Consider the following 16,296-nt stretch of genomic DNA (forward strand, 5'->3'; position numbering starts at 1 on the left):
TCATTCAACTCCTTCCCGATTAGGAAGTTGGATTTCCAATATATTTTCCCGCACCGCTCCCGTGAAATCCTCGTAGCGCTCTTTCACCAAAACAGAATCCGGACGAATTTTCTCGACAACACCCCTGTTTTTGCCGATGGGTACCCCGCGTTTGAGAATATAGGATTTGCCATCGGGAGCAACAACCATAGCCTTTGACTCACCCTTACCGACGATCACACCGATAAGCTTAAACTGCCCGATATCAAACTTCTGCAGCGGTGTCAGAGGGATTTCCGAAGCAGCAGGTGTACTCTTCATTTTTTCGACAGCAACGAGCGGCTGAAAGGGATCTCGACGGCCAAGGGGACTGTAAACGTATGCTTCGGGCGCCAGGGCCGCACTCTCCCCGTCAGAAACGTCAGGAATCGCGCTCTTTTCTGCTGGCGCGGGGATTTTAGTCGTGCTCGGCTGCGCCACGGGCGGCGGCGTCTTTTCTTCACATCCGCTCAGGAGGACCGAGCAGACAGCAGCAGCGGTCATCCAGGAAAGAAGACTACGGATCATCGCTGAGCTCCTTTTACCGGGGTCTTTCCACCCGTCGCCGTGGAGTCCTCCAGAAAGCGGAAGGTCGTCGCCAGACATTCAACGGACAGGAGATTTTCGTTACTTTTTCCACTGGATACGGCGATATTCAGATTGCCGATATTTACTATTCGCGAAAGATTGCTCACCGCCTGGTAAAACATGGCAACCTGATGAAAGGAACCGACAAGTTTAAGTTCGACTGGAACCTCGGCATAAAAGCCCTTTGGAACTTCTTTACCTGGCTTGAAACGCAAGACTTCCAGCCCATTGTCCTTGGCCATGGAGGCGATACTGGTGAGAAGGGTCGGTATTTCCCGGTCATTCGGCAGTTCGGAAAGGGCCGATTCCAGTTGTTGCTCCATTTTTTGATATTCGGCTTTAAAAGCCGGGAGGTTACTGGCAATCCTCGTATCTTCCTGAACCTTCACCTGCAAAGTGGCATTTTGTGCCTTAAGCCGGCCATACTCCTCCTGGAGCGGCAGATAGAAAAGATAGACCAAAAGGCCGACAATCAAGGCCAATACTCCGAGCAATATTATCAGACGCTGATACGCCGGGAGCTTGAGAAGCTTTTCAACATTTGGATTCAATTGCCCCCTCCCTTCGCTGACAGATCCTTCACAGGAGTTTCAACATTACAGATAATCTCAAACTTTTGAAGGTTAACCTCACCCTGCTTGGTCTGTTCAATAACCTGCAAATCGACGCCGACATAGTAGGGGGAGGACTCAAGATCGCGAAGAAATTGGGCGACGGATTCTTCATTAAGCCCGACGCCGTTGATGGTAATCGAACCTGACATTTCTTTAAATGAAGTCAGCCAGACCTTTTCCGGCAAGATACGGCTCAATTCGTCAAGGAGATGAACCGGCCCCGACTTACCTTCTTTAAGTTTGTCAAGAACAGCCAGTTTTCCGCGAAGTTCCTCTTGCAGTTTCTTGAATTGAGCAACCTCGCCGATGGCTGTTTTCAAGCGATTAATTTCCGCATTTTTGGCGGCAATAGACGCCTCCTCGTCTCTGACTTTCTGTCCTAGCATCACATAGAAGGCACCAAAGGCTGCAAAGGCCAGAACGGTTGCAAAAACTGCAATAGCGATCTGCCCGCGCAATTGCTCCTTTTTTTGAGCTGCCCTGACAGGTAAAAGATTGATACGAATCATTTGTCGCCCAACCTCCTCATGGCAAGCCCAGTCGCGACGCAAAATTGCGGGCCGATAGCTCGAATGTATTCCAAATCGAAATCCTTCCCGTTAATAACGATCTGCTGAAACGGATCCAGAACTTCCACCGAAACTCCCAACCGTTGTTCCAGGGCACTCTTGATTTGAGGAGCGTTGGCCACCCCACCGGCGATATAGATTTTCTGAATTTTCTCATCGGAAGAAGTCGCAGAAAAGAAATCGAGGGACCGTTGCACTTCCTGAGTCAGATTTTCCGTAGCATCAGAGATCACCTCGGTCACCTGAGCGGGATTGATGTCTTTACCCCCCAGCCCAAGCTTGAGCTGTTCGGCCTCGATGGTACTTATCCCGAAACGCTTCTGAATCTCTTCATTGAAGGAATTTCCACCCGCCTGAATATCGCGGGTGAACACAGATGCTCCATTTTTAAGAATGTTGATATTCATGGCACTCGCTCCCATGTTAATGAGAGCGACAACCTCATCTTCGTTTAAGCCGTAATTAAGTTCAAAGATGTTTTCAATGGCAAAACAATCGATGTCCATAACGACTGGCGTCAATCCGCATTCTTTGAATACTGCCAGATAGTCATTTACAAAATCTTTTTTTGCGGCGACAAGAATGACTGCCATTTGTGAGGGATCGCGGTTGTCGGGGCCAATGATCTGAAAATCTATATTAACTTCGGAAATATCAAAGGGAATATACTGTTCAGCCTCCCACTGAATCGACGATTCCATCTCCTCTTCAGTCATGATCGGCAATAATATTTTGCGGATAATGACCGAATGACCCGATATCGAGGTGGCGACATTTTTTGTCTTGATGTTATGGCTTTCCACGAGGCCGCGAATAGCATCAACCACCGCGCCGGAGTCCATAATGGAATTGTCGACAATGGCTTCAGGCGACAAGGGACTGATGCCGAAATTGACAAGGTGATACACACCCTTGGATTCTCTCAATTGCACCATCTTGACGGAACTGGATCCGATATCAATGCCGACTACTTCTTTTTTTGATTTGAATAGCATCAGAAGCCCCTGCTTCAAGCAAAGATTTTTTCCAACGTTCACCAACCTGCTGTTCAACGAGCAAGGCTCGTACCATCTACCCTAAATTTTCAGGAAAAACCTTTTCTCTGTCCGTCAGGCCGAGGCCAAGGGCGAGAATAATTTTACGCATCGTCGACATACGGCACACGGCCCCTTTTTCGATGCGGTCGACGGTCAACGGTGAAATACCGGCCTTACGCGCCAGCTCCGCCTTGCTCATCAGCAGGGATTCCCTGATTTCCTTGACATGATTGGTAGGCATCTGACTGTATTCCCGAGTAGGTATCTCTTAGTATCAAATTAGGCGTAATTATATGCCTATTAAAAGAGGTGTCAAGAAAATATATTCAGGATATCGGACAGTTAAAGAATAAATCCCTAATGGCCCCAGATGAAGGATGAATCGGATATCGAAACACTAGATATGGGTTGAATGGGAGAGGAATTGGAGAGGGAATCGCTCGGTCCAGGGGAAGAAGGGGTGTGGAGATGAAATAGGATTCAGCGAAAAAACGTCAGGTACCAGCGGATTATCGCTGTTCCCCAGAAGAGATAAATGTGGGCGCTCAGGGCGAGGAAAGGGCCGAAGGGTATAGCCAGCTTGCTGTCGGCGCGGCGCAGAATCATCAGGGGGACGCCGACCAGCGAACCGATCAGCGAGGCGAAGAAGATGACCGGGAGGACCGCCTGCCAACCGAGAAAGGCGCCGAGCATGGCCAGAAGCTTGACGTCGCCCATCCCCATCCCGTCCTTCCCCGTGAGGAGGCGGTAGACGGCCGCGACCAGGTAGAGGCTGCCGCCGCCGAGTAAAATCCCCAGCAGCGAATCGGTCCAGGAAATCCAGGGGATGGCAATAGAGCAGACAAAGCCGACGAGGATGCCGGGGAGAGAAATGGCATTGGGAATGATCTGATGGTCGAGATCGATAAAGGTGATAACCACCAGAGCGGCGGTAAAGATCCAGTAGACGGGGGTCGCCCACTGCAGGCCGAAGGCATGGAAGACGAGCCAGAAGAGGATCCCGGTCAGGGCTTCCACCAGGGGATAACGGGCGCTGATCGGCACGGCGCAGCGGGCGCAGCGGCCGCGAAGGAGGAGCCAGCTGAGGATCGGAACGTTCTGGTACCAGAGGATCGCCTGACCGCAATTTGGGCAGCGCGAGGCGGGACGGACGATGGAGAGCCCTTCGGGAATGCGATAAATGCAGACGTTGAGGAAGGAGCCGATGACGCAGCCGAGGACAAATGTGTACAGATCAAGATAAAGAGGATAATACAACCGTTGGCCTCATCATTGGGGTTTTCCTCAGGTCGGCCCCTCTGCCAGGGACAGAAAACGGATATTATGGGACAAAGACGATCGAGGGGCGGGTTAAACCAGATTTCACCTCTGCGCAAACAGGTTTGTTTGTTTTTTCTTACCTTAAATCACTCGTTGTCCCTATGGAGCCGTCATAACTAATGAAAAATTTTCCTCCGTAGGGATCAATCGGAATTTTGCTGATCAAACCCGCTTCGACAAGACTGTCGAGAGACGTCGGCAAATATCCGAATTGCTCGCGAAACAGTTCCACCGCCCTCTCCAAAGCAAGAATTCCGGACAAAGCCTCGAGCCGGATGCGGTAGGTCTTTTTGACCTCTTCATCCTCCTCGCGCCGCAACATTTCCCGTAGAAAGAAAATGGCATTCTCGGTCCGCTTCCCCTTGAGCGCCAGGCGCGTCGCCAGACTGGCAATCAAAGGAGTCGCACCCGGCCGTCTGGAAGCCTCCATCAGATAGACGCTGGCCTGGTCGTTTTCCTTAAGGAAGTAAAAGTGATTGAATCCTGTATAGAAGGGGAGCATCCAATCCCAGTCGCGGTATTGACTCCCTTTTTCGAGCAGGAGATTCGTCTCGCGAACCAGGTTTCCTTCCCAGGTCAGATTGGCCTGAGCAAAATAGTAAGGGTCGAGAAAATAGGGGTCGAGGTCGGTGGCGGCTGCAAGATCGTTGTAAAGGCGTCGCCATTCCCACTCCTTGACCCGCGGCTTTTCGGTGCGTTCAAAGGTACTGCCGTAAAAAACCAGGGCCCGCAAAAACATGAAATCCGCAGCCACTCCGTCGAATTCCAGCGAGGTGAGCTTCAGGACCGGGCCGGGGATGGTGTAGGCCGTTTCCTCCCCCTGGGGAAGAGCCTTCCATTCGCGTCCGGCGTTCCTCAGGGTCGCCACGTGAAGAGGGAGGAGCGCGCAGAGGAGGACGATCGGTACGATCCGACGCATCTTACGGGAACTCCCTTTTGCTGAAGATCAAACTGGCAAGGATCATCACCATAGCGGTGTAACCGAGGCCGTAGGCAACCGTCCAGCCGATCGTCGAGAGCGGCACGGAAAGACCATGGGCCGCCTGGATCTTGATGTCGAAAAGCGAGAGGTTGGGAAAGAGATAATAGGCTCCCTGCACCAGCTTGACGGTCGACGGCGCCACCTGGATACCGACCGCCTGCGGCGCCTCGACGAGGGCCTTCACGTCGTTGATGCCATGACCGATGAGATAGGAGATGATGGTCAACACCAGGGTGATGAAGGACGTCGAGGTAACGGAGGCAAAGAGAAAACTCAAGGCCGAGAGCAGGATCAGCGACAGCGTCGTCAAGGCGATAGAGAGGAAGATCAGCCCCCAGGAAAAGTGCAAAAAATAATCGGGAAAGCGCAGCTTGGTCAACGCGATCGCGGCAAGGGCAAAAAGGCTGACCAGAGCGATCGTCGCGACGATGAGCAGAACCATGCCGAGAAATTTGCCGAAGAGATACTGGGAACGCGAAATGGGCCGGGACAAAACCATATAGATGGTGCGCTTGTCGAGGTCCTTGGCCATAAGGTTGATGCCGACAAAGAGAACGAGAAGGAGGCCGCTCAAGGAAACGGTGGAGAGGGCCATGTCGACCATCACCTTGCCGACCTCCTGCATGATCATCCCCGAGATCAGCAAACTGGCTCCCAGCATTAAAAGGGCAAAGACCGAAATGCCGTAAATGGCCTTGTTTCTGATCCCCTCCTTGAATGTGACTGCCGCCACCGGCCACAGACTCATAAGGTCACCCCTTCACTGGCTTTAGCCACTTCGTCCAAAAAGACCTCTTCCAGAGTGGCACCGCCGGCCAAAAGCTGGTCGACCCGTTCCACCCGCCGCAAACGGCCACCGACGATAATCCCGTAGCGGTCGCAGAAACGCTCGATATCGGCGAGGATATGGGAAGAGAAAAAAACGGTCTTCCCCTCCCCCTTCAACTCGAGGATCAGATCACCGACCATCTTGCGGCCGAGGGGGTCGAGGCCGCTCATCGGTTCATCGAGAATCACCACCTGCGGGTCGTGAATCAGCGCCAGCGCCAGCCCGGCCCGCTGCACCATCCCCTTGGAATAGGTGCGCAGCTGGCGCTTGCGGGCGTCGAAGAGATCGACCTTGCGCAGCAGTTCGGTGCTGCGCTCCCGTACCAACGGAGAAGCAAGCCCCGCGGCCTTGCCGCCGAACCATAACAGCTCTTCGGCGGTGAGGTAATCGTAGAAATAGGGGTTTTCCGGCAGGTACCCAACCTGGCGGCGCGTCTCCGGGTCACGCACGTCCATACCGGCAATCACGGCGCTGCCGCTGTCGGCAAAAATCAGGTTAATGAGAATCTTGATGGTCGTCGACTTGCCGGCGCCGTTCGGCCCGAGAAAACCGAAGACTTCACCCTGACCTACCGTCAGGGTCAGGTCGTCGAGAGCCTTGACCCGTTTGGAGCCGACCCCAGCTTTGAATTCTTTGGAAACACCCTCAATCTTGATCATTGCCTCGGCCCAAGTCTTGTGATTGGTGTTTTATGTGAAGAGACCTGCCACACAATCAAAAGGCCGGGAAGACCCGGCCTTTTGATTGTGAAATGTTTTTGCAGATAGGACAGTTTACATTACGTTGTAAGTACCGCAATTAGCAAGCCCACCAGCGGCGAGATTATCGACATTGGGGGCCGAGACCGTCACGTCGCCGGTGGCCAGGATAGTAGCAGGCCCAACGGCGTGAATAGCCTTATACATCGAGGTGCTGTCAGAGTCGCGACCATAGCAAGAATCGCCCTGGAGGTGTTTGGTGACCAACACATAGCTAGTTCCCAGGACCGGGGCAGCAGCAGCAACAGTATGTGAGGCGCCAAGGGTGACACCATTGCTAAGCGAGAAGGGGACTGCTCCGAGCGCATTGTGGATATAAGCACCGGTGGTACCTGCGGTGGTGGTGGCACCATTCAACGGGCCAGTGACTACCGCAGGGGCGGCAACAGCGGCTGCTGCTGCCAGGACGCCAGAAACCGGCGACCCATAACCTTGACTATCAGCAAAGAGGGCTTCTTCGGCAGTGCCGACATTGCGCACGTCCGAATTTGCGGCCGAGTTGTAGCCGCGGATGCGGTAGGCGGCGAACTGGGGGATGGCGATGGCGGCGAGGATGCCAATGATCGCGACGACGATCAGCAGCTCGATGAGGGTGAAACCCTCTTCAGACTTGCGAAACTTGGACAACATGGTGTTTCTCCTTTCAATAAAGAGCGTTGGGTGCCGGACAGTCCGGCGGTTTTAGCAACAGGCAGAGTAACAGAGTGTTTCTGATCCCATGGGTATTTCGAATCGCTTCCTGTGGTTTGATTTACTATCAAGCAACGCCCGTGCCAGCTATCAACTCCAGGGCAGCAAAGATTGTTTACCTCGAGGAATCGGCAGTTTGAGCCAGCCCGTCCAGGAAGGCCCGGAAGAGGCTGCCCCCTTTGCGTCAATTAACGTCAACCATAAGCGACAATTTTTGTCACGCTCTAAGGCGAGGACCCTAAGCGGGGAGAAGTCAATCGTCGTCACCGCCGGGGTCGATATCGAATTTGGCCAAACGGTAACGGATGGAGCGAAAGGAAATCCCCAGAAGCTCGGCGGCTTTTTTGCGCACGCCGCCGCTTTTTTCCAGCGCCTTGAGGAGGATGTCCTTCTCGATGCCGCCGAGATAGGCATCGAGGTCGAGACCGGCGTCGGGGATGGCCGCCAGGGTGCCGCCGCCACTGGCGGCCGGAGCGACAATTTGCTGCGGCAGGCCCTCTTCGGTGATGACCTCCCCCTGCCCGAGAACCACGCAGCGCTCGACGACGTTTTCGAGCTCGCGGATGTTGCCGGGCCACGAATAGTCGAGGAGGTAACGCATCGCCTTCTCGCTCACCTGCGCCTGACCTTCCTGACCGAGCTTTTGATAAAAATGCTCGATCAGCAAAGGAATATCCTCGCGGCGTTCCCGCAGCGGCGGAAGGGCGATGCGGATGACGTTGAGGCGATAGTAGAGATCTTCGCGAAAGGTGCCGTCCTTGACCGCTTCCTCGAGATCGCAGTTGGTGGCGGCGATGAGACGCACATCCACTGAAATGTTTTTTGTTCCCCCCACCCGGCGGAACTCCCGCTCCTGCAGCACCCTCAGCAGCTTGACCTGCATCATCGGCGGCAGTTCGCCGATTTCGTCAAGAAACAGGGTGCCGCCGTCCGCCACTTCGAAGAGCCCGGCCTTCTGCAGGATCGCCCCGGTGAAAGAGCCCTTTTCATGGCCGAAGAGTTCACTCTCGAGAAGATTTTCAGGAATGGCCCCGCAGTTGATGGGAACAAAGGCCGCGGCACGCCGGGAGCTGTTGTGATGAATGGCCCGGGCGACGACCTCCTTGCCGGTGCCGCTTTCCCCTGTGATCAACAAGTTGGTCCGGCTGTCGGCGACCTTCTGGATCAGGTCGTAGACCTGCTGCATGCCGCGGCTCTTGCCGATAATGCTATCGAAGGAATAACGCTGTCCGAGCTCCTTTTTGAGGGCGAGATTCTCCTGGCGCAGGCTCTTGCGCTCCAGGGCATTTTTGACGATGAGCCGGATCTCGTCGTTTTTGAAGGGCTTGATGATGTAATCGTAGGCCCCCTGCTTCATCGCCTCCACCGCCTCTTCGGTGGTGGAGAAGGCGGTGACCATGATCACCATGGTTTCGGGATAGCGGGCGCGAATGTGATCGAGAAGCTCGAACCCGGTGAAACGCGGCATTTTGATATCGCTGATGACCAGATCGAAGTTGCGCTCCTTGAGACGCACCACAGCCTGCATGCCGTCTTCGGCCGTTTCGACGTCATACCCTTCCCGGGTGAGCATAATGCTGAGAAATTCCCGCATGCTCGCTTCGTCATCGACCACCAGAATCGTATTTTTAGGTTGAGTCAACTCGCGTTCTCCCGCGGCGGCAAATAAATATTGGCCTGATAAGCCCTGACAGCTAATCAGGAAAGGATGTTCTGGGTGTTTGACCTCTTTGCGGTCTTTGCGTCTCTGCGTGAGACAGACCTTTGCCTTTGAAGGACTACAAGCATCTCACGCAGAGACGCAGAGACCGAAGAGGAAACCTTTTACAATCAATGGCTTTCCTCAGGATCTAATAAACATCAAAGTCCGTTTCACGCAACGACACGACGACGCAACGAGAATCTTGACTTTGACCCTGACCCAAAAACGTTGCGTCGTTGCGGCGTCGCGTGAGGCAAAGGTCTTGATTATATTTCTCTTTGTCTCTGTGATCCAGGCGTGGAAGTTTTGATCGACCATAGTAACTGATTCATCGGCCAGTTTCATCCGATGCCAGATAAATCGTGAACAGAGCTCCCCCGTTTCGCCCCGTTTCGGCTTCGATCCGGCCGCCGTGGGCCTCGACAATGGTGAGGACGCTGGCCAGACCGAGGCCGGTGCCGAAATCCTTGGTCGTGAAAAACGGCTCGAAAATTCGCTCCTTGATCCCTTCGGGGATCCCCCTCCCCGTGTCCTCGACATAGATCCTGGAGCCATCGCGGCTCACCCCGAGCGTGAGAGTCCCTCCTTCGGGCATCGCTTCGGCGCCATTGATCACCAGATCCCAGAGGGCCTGGCGAAACTGCTTTCGGTCCACGGAAACTACGACCCCCGGCGAGTACTCGCGGCGGATTTTCACCGCGGCAAATCGGGGGTCGACGGTGACCATCTCGGCCAGTTCATCGAAGAGGGCCGAGAGATCGACGGCTTCGAATCGCGGCGGCGAGGGCTTGGCATAGACGAGAAAATCGGTCAGGAGGCCGTTGAGGCGATCGACCTCCCGGACCACGATCCCCATCAGCCGGAGCCCGGCCTTATCGACGGCGCCGGTCTCCATCAGCAGCTGCACCGAGCCGCTGATCGAGGCGAGAGGATTGCGGATCTCATGAGCCATCCCCGAAGCGAGGCGGCCAACAGCCGCCAGGCGGTCGGAGCGCTGCAACTGCTCCTGCATTTCCTTGAACGCCGTCAGATCCTGAAAGGTGATCAAGAGGGCGCTCGGCTGTTCATCGGGATCCCTGACCAGTGTCGAGGAATAACCGAGGAGGAGACTGCGCCCGGAAGGGTCGACAAATTCGCCCTCGCCGCGCTTGACGACCTGGAGCGAGCCGTTGTCAAAGGCGGCGAATCCCGGGAACAGTGCCCTGACGTCCCGATCGTAGACCTCTTCGAGGGACAGACCGGTCAGCTTGCTTGCCGCGACATTGAAGGAACGAATTCGTCCCTGGGAATTAACGATCATCAGGCCGCTGCTGATGTTGGCCAGAATGGTGCGGTTGAGATTGCCCAGTTCCTCGTAGTCAATCGCCTTTTTTTCGAAGGCCTGGACACTGCGTTTCAGGCGTTCGGAGAGCGTTCCGCCAAGAAAGGCGGTGAGGAAAAAGGCGGTGACATTGATGAAAACGGCGAAAAAATAAGTCTGACCGTCCACCTGCTTCGGAAAGACGAGCCCCTCCAGCAGCGGCAGATACCCGTAATACTGAAGATCGAGCAGGCTGCCGTAAAGAATAGCCGCCGCCGAAGCCACGAAATAGATCTCATGACGGCTGAGAAAAAAACTGGCGCTGATGATGACCAGAAGGAAGAGAAAGGAGAAGAGGCTGCCGATGCCGCCGGTGACATAGATGAGCGATACGGAAAAAAGGAGGTCCCAGACCACCTGAAGCTGAACAAAACGCCGGAAGAGGACAATCCTCGGCAGCCAGAGGGCGGAACCGAGGGTCTGCAGAATGGAGATGCCGACCAGAGCATAGAGATAGGGCAATGGGGAGCCGGCCATCTCGCTGCCATCGGCAAAACGCAACAGAATGCTCCCCCCGAGGAACAACACGAGAACGAGCACCCGGATGGCCAGAAACCAGGTCAGCTGTCGCAGGGAAGGGGCGCTGCCGCCCCTTCCCTCTTCGGTATTTCCGATCATCGCGCCGGATTACCCTCCGGCCGCGCCGGCCAGTTTAAAGATCGGCAGGTACATGGCGATGACCAGACCGCCGACGGTGACGCCGAGGAAGAGCATGAGGAGCGGCTCCATCATGGCAGTGAGGTTGGAAACGGCATCGTCCACTTCATCATCATAGAAGTCGGCAATTTTATTCAACATGGTATCAAGAGCACCGGCCTGTTCGCCGACAGCGATCATCTGGCAGACCATGGGCGGGAAAACCCCGGATTTGGTCAGGGGTTCGGCAATGGTCTTACCTTCGCTGATGCTCTTTTTAACGTGATAAATAGCTTTTTCAACGGTCTTGTTGCCGGCGGTCTTAGCAACGATCTCCAGTCCGTCGAGAATGGGAACACCGCTGGAAATCATCGTCCCCAGGGTACGGGTAAATTTGGCGACCGCCACCTTGCGTATCAGCGGTCCGAAAACGGGCAAATAAAGTGACCAATCATCGATCCTTTCTCTTCCCGGCTTTGTTGCATAGATTTTTTTAAAGAGAAAAACAGAGCCGAAGCCGACGCCTAAAATGACAAGAATGTAATCTTGGATAAAATTACTGATGGCGATGACGACCTGGGTCGGCATCGGCAAAGTACCGCCAAAATCTTTGAACATCGCTTCGAAGGCCGGGATGACAAAGACAAGAATGACGGAGATGACGACGAGGGCGATGCCGACAATCGTCGTCGGATAGGTCATGGCGCTCTTGACCTGCTTCTTGAGTTTCTGGGCCTTTTCGATATAGGCCGCCAGACGGTTGAGGATGGTGTCAAGGATGCCGCCGACTTCACCGGCCGCCACCAGGTTGACGTAGAGCTCGTCAAAGGCCTTGGGGTGTTTTTTTAAAGCGTCGGCAAAGGTCGATCCCGACTCGACACTCTCCTTGACGGCGACGAGCATTTTCTGAAAGGTCTTGTTTTCCTGCTGCTGACTGAGAATGTCGAGACACTGCACCAGGGGGAGACCTGCATCGATCATGGTGGCGAACTGCCGCGTGAAGACGACCAGATCCTTGGTCGTCACTTTCGGCTGCATTCCCGGGATCTTGATCTCAAGATCCAGACCCTTACCCCGTTCTTTAACCTTGGAGGGGACGATGCCGTTGCGGCGCAACTGATTGTTGACCGCAGCCTCGTTCGGGGCTTCCATATCCCCTTTCTGAATCTGTCCGCTGCGGTTTTTCCCTTCCCAGGTAAACTTGGGCATGATCGACCTCTTTTTCAGTTAGTGGAACGACTTGCCGACGGAGTTCCGGCAGAAGGTATTAATTACCGTGTCCGGACCCGGACATCTGGCCCTGACGTTTCAGCACCGATGCGGGATTGGCGATCATCTGCCGCAGTTCTTCAGGTTCGGAGGAGCGCATCAGCGCGTCATCCATAGAGATCCGCTTCTTGTGAAAAAGCATGAACAGCGCCTGGTTCATGGTCTGCATCCCGTACTTCTCCTGTCCCATCTGCATCTGCGAATAGAGCTGGTGGACCTTGTCGTCGCGGATCAGGGCGCGGATCGCCATATTGGGGACCATGACCTCCAGAGCCATTGCCCGCCCCTTGCCGTCGGCCCTCGGGAGGAGGCTCTGGGAGAGGACCCCTTCGAGGACGAAGGAGAGCTGGGTGCGCACCTGCTGCTGCTGGTTGGTGGGGAAGACATCGACGATGCGGTTGATGGTCTGTACGCAGGAGTTGGTGTGCAGGGTGGCAAAACAGAGGTGGCCGGTCTCGGCGATGGTCAATGCGGCCTCGATCGTTTCCAGGTCACGCAGTTCGCCGATCAATACGACGTCGGGGTCCTGGCGCAGGATCGACTTGATCGCCCGCTTGAAGGAAACGGTGTCGGCCCCGACCTCCCGCTGATTGACAATGCATTTCTTGTGGGGATGGATAAATTCGATGGGGTCTTCGATGGTGACGATGTGTTCGTGGCGCTCGCTGTTGATGGCGTCGATCATCGCCGCCAACGTGGTCGACTTGCCGCTACCGGTGGGACCGGTGACCAGCACAAGGCCGCGGGGTTTGCGGGAGATGCTGCGCACCACCGGCGGCAGGTCGAGATCGTCGAAGGTGAGGATCTTGAAGGGGATGAGCCGGAAGACACCGGCAAGGGCACCGCGCTGCATGAAGACGTTGCCGCGGAATCGGGCCAGTCCCTTGACGCCGAAGGAAAAATCGAGCTCGTTTTCCTCCTCGAATTTGCGCTTCTGGGCGTCGGTGAGGATGCTGTAGCAGAGCTGCTTTGTCTCGGCCGGCTGCAGCGGCGGAAGCTTGAGGGGGACCATGTGGCCGTTGATGCGGATCTGGGGCGGTGTGCCGGTGGTGATGTGCAGGTCGGACGACCCCTGGTCGACCATCGCCTTGAGGAGTTGGTGAATACCGAGGGATGCGGCCTGGGGTTTTTGTTCTGTGGACATCTTTACAGGTTCCTCTGCGGGGAGTTCAACGGATCAGGCCCGGGAATGTCCGGACATGGTCGACTTGGAGAGAAGATTCTAGTCGTCGGAGACGGTAACGCGCAACACCTCTTCCAGGGTGGTTGCACCTTCCTTGAGCTTGGTCAGGGCCGACTGGCGCATGGTCTTGACGCCGAGGCGCATCGATTCGCGCTTGATTTCGGCGGTGTTGGCTCCGGCCAGAATCAGCTCGCGGATCCCTTCGAACATCGGCATGACCTGGTAGATGCCGATTCGTCCCTTGTAGCCGGTATTGTTGCAGGTGGGGCAGCCTACGCCGCGGTAACAGACATATTCACCGACCTCGGCAGCGGGAACGCCGGCGTCGATGAGTGCCTTTGCGGGGACGTCTTCAAGTTCCTTGCATTCGCTGCAGACACGGCGCCCGAGGCGCTGGGCGGTGATCAGGTTGACCGCCGAGGCGACCAGAAACGGCTCGATCCCCATATTGAGGAGACGGTTGATGGTGCTCGGAGCGTCGTTTGTGTGGAGGGTGGAGAGGACGAGATGCCCGGTGAGTGCGGCCTTGACCCCGATCTCGGCGGTTTCGAAGTCGCGGATCTCGCCGATCATGATGATGTCCGGATCCTGGCGGAGAAAGGCGCGGAGCGCCGAGGCGAAGTTGAGACCGATCTCCTCGTGCATCTGGCACTGGTTGATTCCGGCGAAGTTGAACTCGACGGGGTCTTCGGCGGTGGAGATGTTCTCCGTCACCTTGTTGAGTTCGGCAAGAGCCGAGTAGAGGGAAACGGTCTTCCCCGAACCGGTGGGGCCGGTGACCAGCACCATGCCGAAAGGCTTGTGGATCTCCTGCTTGAACCACTTGAGAGCGGCCTCCTCGTACCCGAGCTTGGTCATATCGAGTTGCAGGTTGGACTTGTCAAGGAGCCGGCAGACGATCTTTTCGCCGAAGAGGGTCGGCAGGCAGTTGACCCGGTAGTCCATGTCCTTGCCGCCGCCGAGCTTGATCTTGATACGGCCGTCCTGGGGGAGTCGCCGCTCGGCGATATCCATCTCGGCCATGATCTTGATACGGGAGGTGATGGCCGCTTTGAGTTTCATCGGCGGCTTCATCACCTCATAGAGGACGCCGTCGATGCGGTAGCGGACCCGGAACGAATGCTCGTACGGCTCGACATGGATGTCCGAAGCCTTGCGCTTGATGGCGTCGGTCAGAATCAGGTTGACCAGCTTGACGACCGGCGCATCCTCGCTGGCCTTGGCCAGCTCGCTGACATCGACATCATCGGCCTCGTCAACGACCTCGAGATCGATGTCCTCGAGATCGTTCATCACGTCGGCCAGCGTGGCGCTCTGGTCGTAGTATTTGTCGATCGCCGCCTTGATCGAGGTGTCGGGAGCGACGACGACCTCGACATTGAAACCGGTCATGAACTTGATGTCGTCGATGGCAAAGATGTTTGACGGGTCGCTCATGGCGACGATCAGGGTCGAGCCAGCCCGGTTGATAGGGATGATCTGATATTTCTGGGCGACATCGGAGGGGACCAGACGAATGACCCCGGGATCGATCTCGAATTCGGCCAGGTTGATGGAGGGGACGCCATACTGACGGGAGAGAAAGGCCGAGAGTTCGTCTTCCTTGAGGAATCCGAGTTTGATGAGGCTGGCGCCGAGACGCCCCCCCTGCACCTTCTGCTCTTCAAGGGCTTTGGCAAGTTGGCTCTCGTCGATGAGCTTGTTGCGGACCAGGAGTTCTCCGAGTCGATTGCTTGTCATATGAAGCGGCTTCCCCTCGTAACTTGATTGGCGTGTATCTTATAGAAACGGCCCGAAACCTGTCAAGGCAGGGTCTTTAACGTTCTGAGAATTCTGCCAAAAGCCGCCCCTTCATCACGCCAGAAGGCGGCGCGGTGCCGGTCCAGAGGGCAAAGGACTCCTCCCCCTGCCCGGCCAGCATCCCCAGGCCGTCGGCCGCCGCATAACCGCGGTCGCGGGCGGCGTGGAGCAACGGCGTACCGCTTCGGGTATAGACCATGTCGTAGACACGGGCCCCGGGATTAAAAGAACTCCAGGGGATTTCTGGAAAGGATTCCCCCTTGAGTCCGAGGGCCGAGGTGTTGACCAGAAGGTCAATTTCGGCAAGGGAGGAGAGATCCTCGGCGGCCAGGGAGAAACTTGCAAGGGCTGTGCCGCCAAGAGAAATGTGAAACTCCTCTACCAGAGCCGCAGCCCGTGCGGGTGTGCGGTTGGCAATGCCGATCCATGCCGCACCGCCCCGCGCCAGCGCCACCAGGGCCGCACGGCAGGCTCCGCCGGCCCCGAGAAGGAGTATCCGCTTCCCTCTGGGAGCGAACTCGAGGTCTTCGGCCAGAGAGCGCAGCAGCCCCTTGCCGTCGGTATTGTAGCCGCAGAGGAGGCCGTCGCGGTTGACGATGGTGTTGACGGCGCCGATCAGGCGCGCCTCGGGGTCGACAAAGTCAAGATATTGACAGACGGCTTCCTTGTGCGGAATGGTGACGTTGACTCCGGCGATTTTCAGAGCCCGCAGACTCGCCACCCCCTGTTCCAGGGCCGCCGGCGCGACGTGAAAGGGGACATAGATCCCGTCGATGCCGGCGCAACTGAAGGCTTCATTCTGCATCAGCGGCGACAGGGAATGAGCCACCGGATCGCCGAAGATGCCGAAGATTCGAGTTGTACCGCGCACGAGCATGGAAGATCCTTGGTTCAGAATACAGAATATAGAATACAGAACACAGAATTTACCTTCTTCCTTC

Annotated in this window: 16 protein-coding genes; all 16 read right to left on the reverse strand. The window is 56.0% G+C overall.

The features are described 5' to 3' along the window. The gene (locus DSOUD_RS10500) at positions 1–546 is read right to left on the reverse strand and encodes a pilus assembly protein PilP (protein WP_053550965.1); all 546 of its coding nucleotides are present in this window, start codon (positions 544–546) and stop codon (positions 1–3) included. After that, a complete protein-coding gene (locus tag DSOUD_RS10505) occupies positions 543–1,157 on the reverse strand; it encodes a type IV pilus inner membrane component PilO (protein ID WP_053550966.1) in 615 nt (204 codons plus the stop codon). Before DSOUD_RS10505 ends, DSOUD_RS10500 begins: the two co-directional genes overlap by 4 nt. After that, positions 1,154–1,729, reverse strand: coding sequence for a PilN domain-containing protein (locus DSOUD_RS10510; RefSeq protein ID WP_053550967.1), 576 nt, complete (start codon positions 1,727–1,729; stop codon positions 1,154–1,156). The genes DSOUD_RS10505 and DSOUD_RS10510 overlap by 4 nt, the downstream gene beginning before the upstream one ends. Continuing rightward, entirely contained in the window at positions 1,726–2,784 is a 1,059-nt protein-coding gene (gene pilM / locus DSOUD_RS10515) for a type IV pilus biogenesis protein PilM (RefSeq protein WP_053550968.1), read from the reverse strand. The genes DSOUD_RS10510 and pilM overlap by 4 nt, the downstream gene beginning before the upstream one ends. 76 nt (positions 2,785–2,860) lie before the next feature. After that, complete coding sequence (locus tag DSOUD_RS10520) at positions 2,861–3,067, reverse strand: helix-turn-helix transcriptional regulator (RefSeq protein WP_053550969.1); 207 nt, start codon at positions 3,065–3,067, stop codon at positions 2,861–2,863. A 239-nt stretch (positions 3,068–3,306) separates the two neighbouring features. Then, the gene (locus DSOUD_RS10525) at positions 3,307–4,083 is read right to left on the reverse strand and encodes a prepilin peptidase (protein ID WP_053550970.1); all 777 of its coding nucleotides are present in this window, start codon (positions 4,081–4,083) and stop codon (positions 3,307–3,309) included. A gap of 139 nt (positions 4,084–4,222) precedes the next feature. Continuing rightward, positions 4,223–5,065 carry a hypothetical protein gene (locus DSOUD_RS10530; RefSeq protein ID WP_053550971.1) on the reverse strand — a complete coding sequence of 281 codons (843 nt, stop codon included), beginning with the start codon at positions 5,063–5,065 and terminating at the stop codon, positions 4,223–4,225. 1 nt (position 5,066) lies between these two features. Beyond that, positions 5,067–5,876: an ABC transporter permease gene (locus DSOUD_RS10535; protein WP_053550972.1), complete on the reverse strand. Its 810-nt coding sequence runs from the start codon at positions 5,874–5,876 to the stop codon at positions 5,067–5,069. After that, positions 5,873–6,616, reverse strand: coding sequence for an ABC transporter ATP-binding protein (locus DSOUD_RS10540; RefSeq protein WP_053550973.1), 744 nt, complete (start codon positions 6,614–6,616; stop codon positions 5,873–5,875). The genes DSOUD_RS10535 and DSOUD_RS10540 overlap by 4 nt, the downstream gene beginning before the upstream one ends. Positions 6,617–6,730: 114 nt before the next feature. Next, the gene (locus DSOUD_RS19085; RefSeq protein WP_082351213.1) at positions 6,731–7,345 is read right to left on the reverse strand and encodes a type IV pilin protein; all 615 of its coding nucleotides are present in this window, start codon (positions 7,343–7,345) and stop codon (positions 6,731–6,733) included. A 313-nt stretch (positions 7,346–7,658) separates the two neighbouring features. Continuing rightward, a complete protein-coding gene (locus DSOUD_RS10550; RefSeq protein WP_269745836.1) occupies positions 7,659–9,047 on the reverse strand; it encodes a sigma-54-dependent transcriptional regulator in 1,389 nt (462 codons plus the stop codon). Between the two features lie 388 nt (positions 9,048–9,435). Next, the gene (locus tag DSOUD_RS10560; RefSeq protein ID WP_053550975.1) at positions 9,436–11,085 is read right to left on the reverse strand and encodes a two-component system sensor histidine kinase NtrB; all 1,650 of its coding nucleotides are present in this window, start codon (positions 11,083–11,085) and stop codon (positions 9,436–9,438) included. A gap of 9 nt (positions 11,086–11,094) precedes the next feature. Further along, complete coding sequence (locus DSOUD_RS10565; RefSeq protein WP_053550976.1) at positions 11,095–12,312, reverse strand: type II secretion system F family protein; 1,218 nt, start codon at positions 12,310–12,312, stop codon at positions 11,095–11,097. A gap of 58 nt (positions 12,313–12,370) precedes the next feature. Beyond that, positions 12,371–13,516 carry a type IV pilus twitching motility protein PilT gene (locus DSOUD_RS10570; RefSeq protein ID WP_053550977.1) on the reverse strand — a complete coding sequence of 382 codons (1,146 nt, stop codon included), beginning with the start codon at positions 13,514–13,516 and terminating at the stop codon, positions 12,371–12,373. A gap of 78 nt (positions 13,517–13,594) precedes the next feature. After that, entirely contained in the window at positions 13,595–15,295 is a 1,701-nt protein-coding gene (pilB, locus tag DSOUD_RS10575; protein ID WP_053550978.1) for a type IV-A pilus assembly ATPase PilB, read from the reverse strand. Positions 15,296–15,371: 76 nt separating this feature from the next. Then, on the reverse strand, positions 15,372–16,232 hold the full coding sequence (aroE, locus tag DSOUD_RS10580) for a shikimate dehydrogenase (RefSeq protein ID WP_053550979.1): 861 nt from the start codon (positions 16,230–16,232) through the stop codon (positions 15,372–15,374). Positions 16,233–16,296 lie beyond the last annotated feature (64 nt).

Source organism: Desulfuromonas soudanensis, assembly GCF_001278055.1.
GTDB classification, from domain to species: Bacteria; Desulfobacterota; Desulfuromonadia; order Desulfuromonadales; family WTL; genus Deferrimonas; species Deferrimonas soudanensis.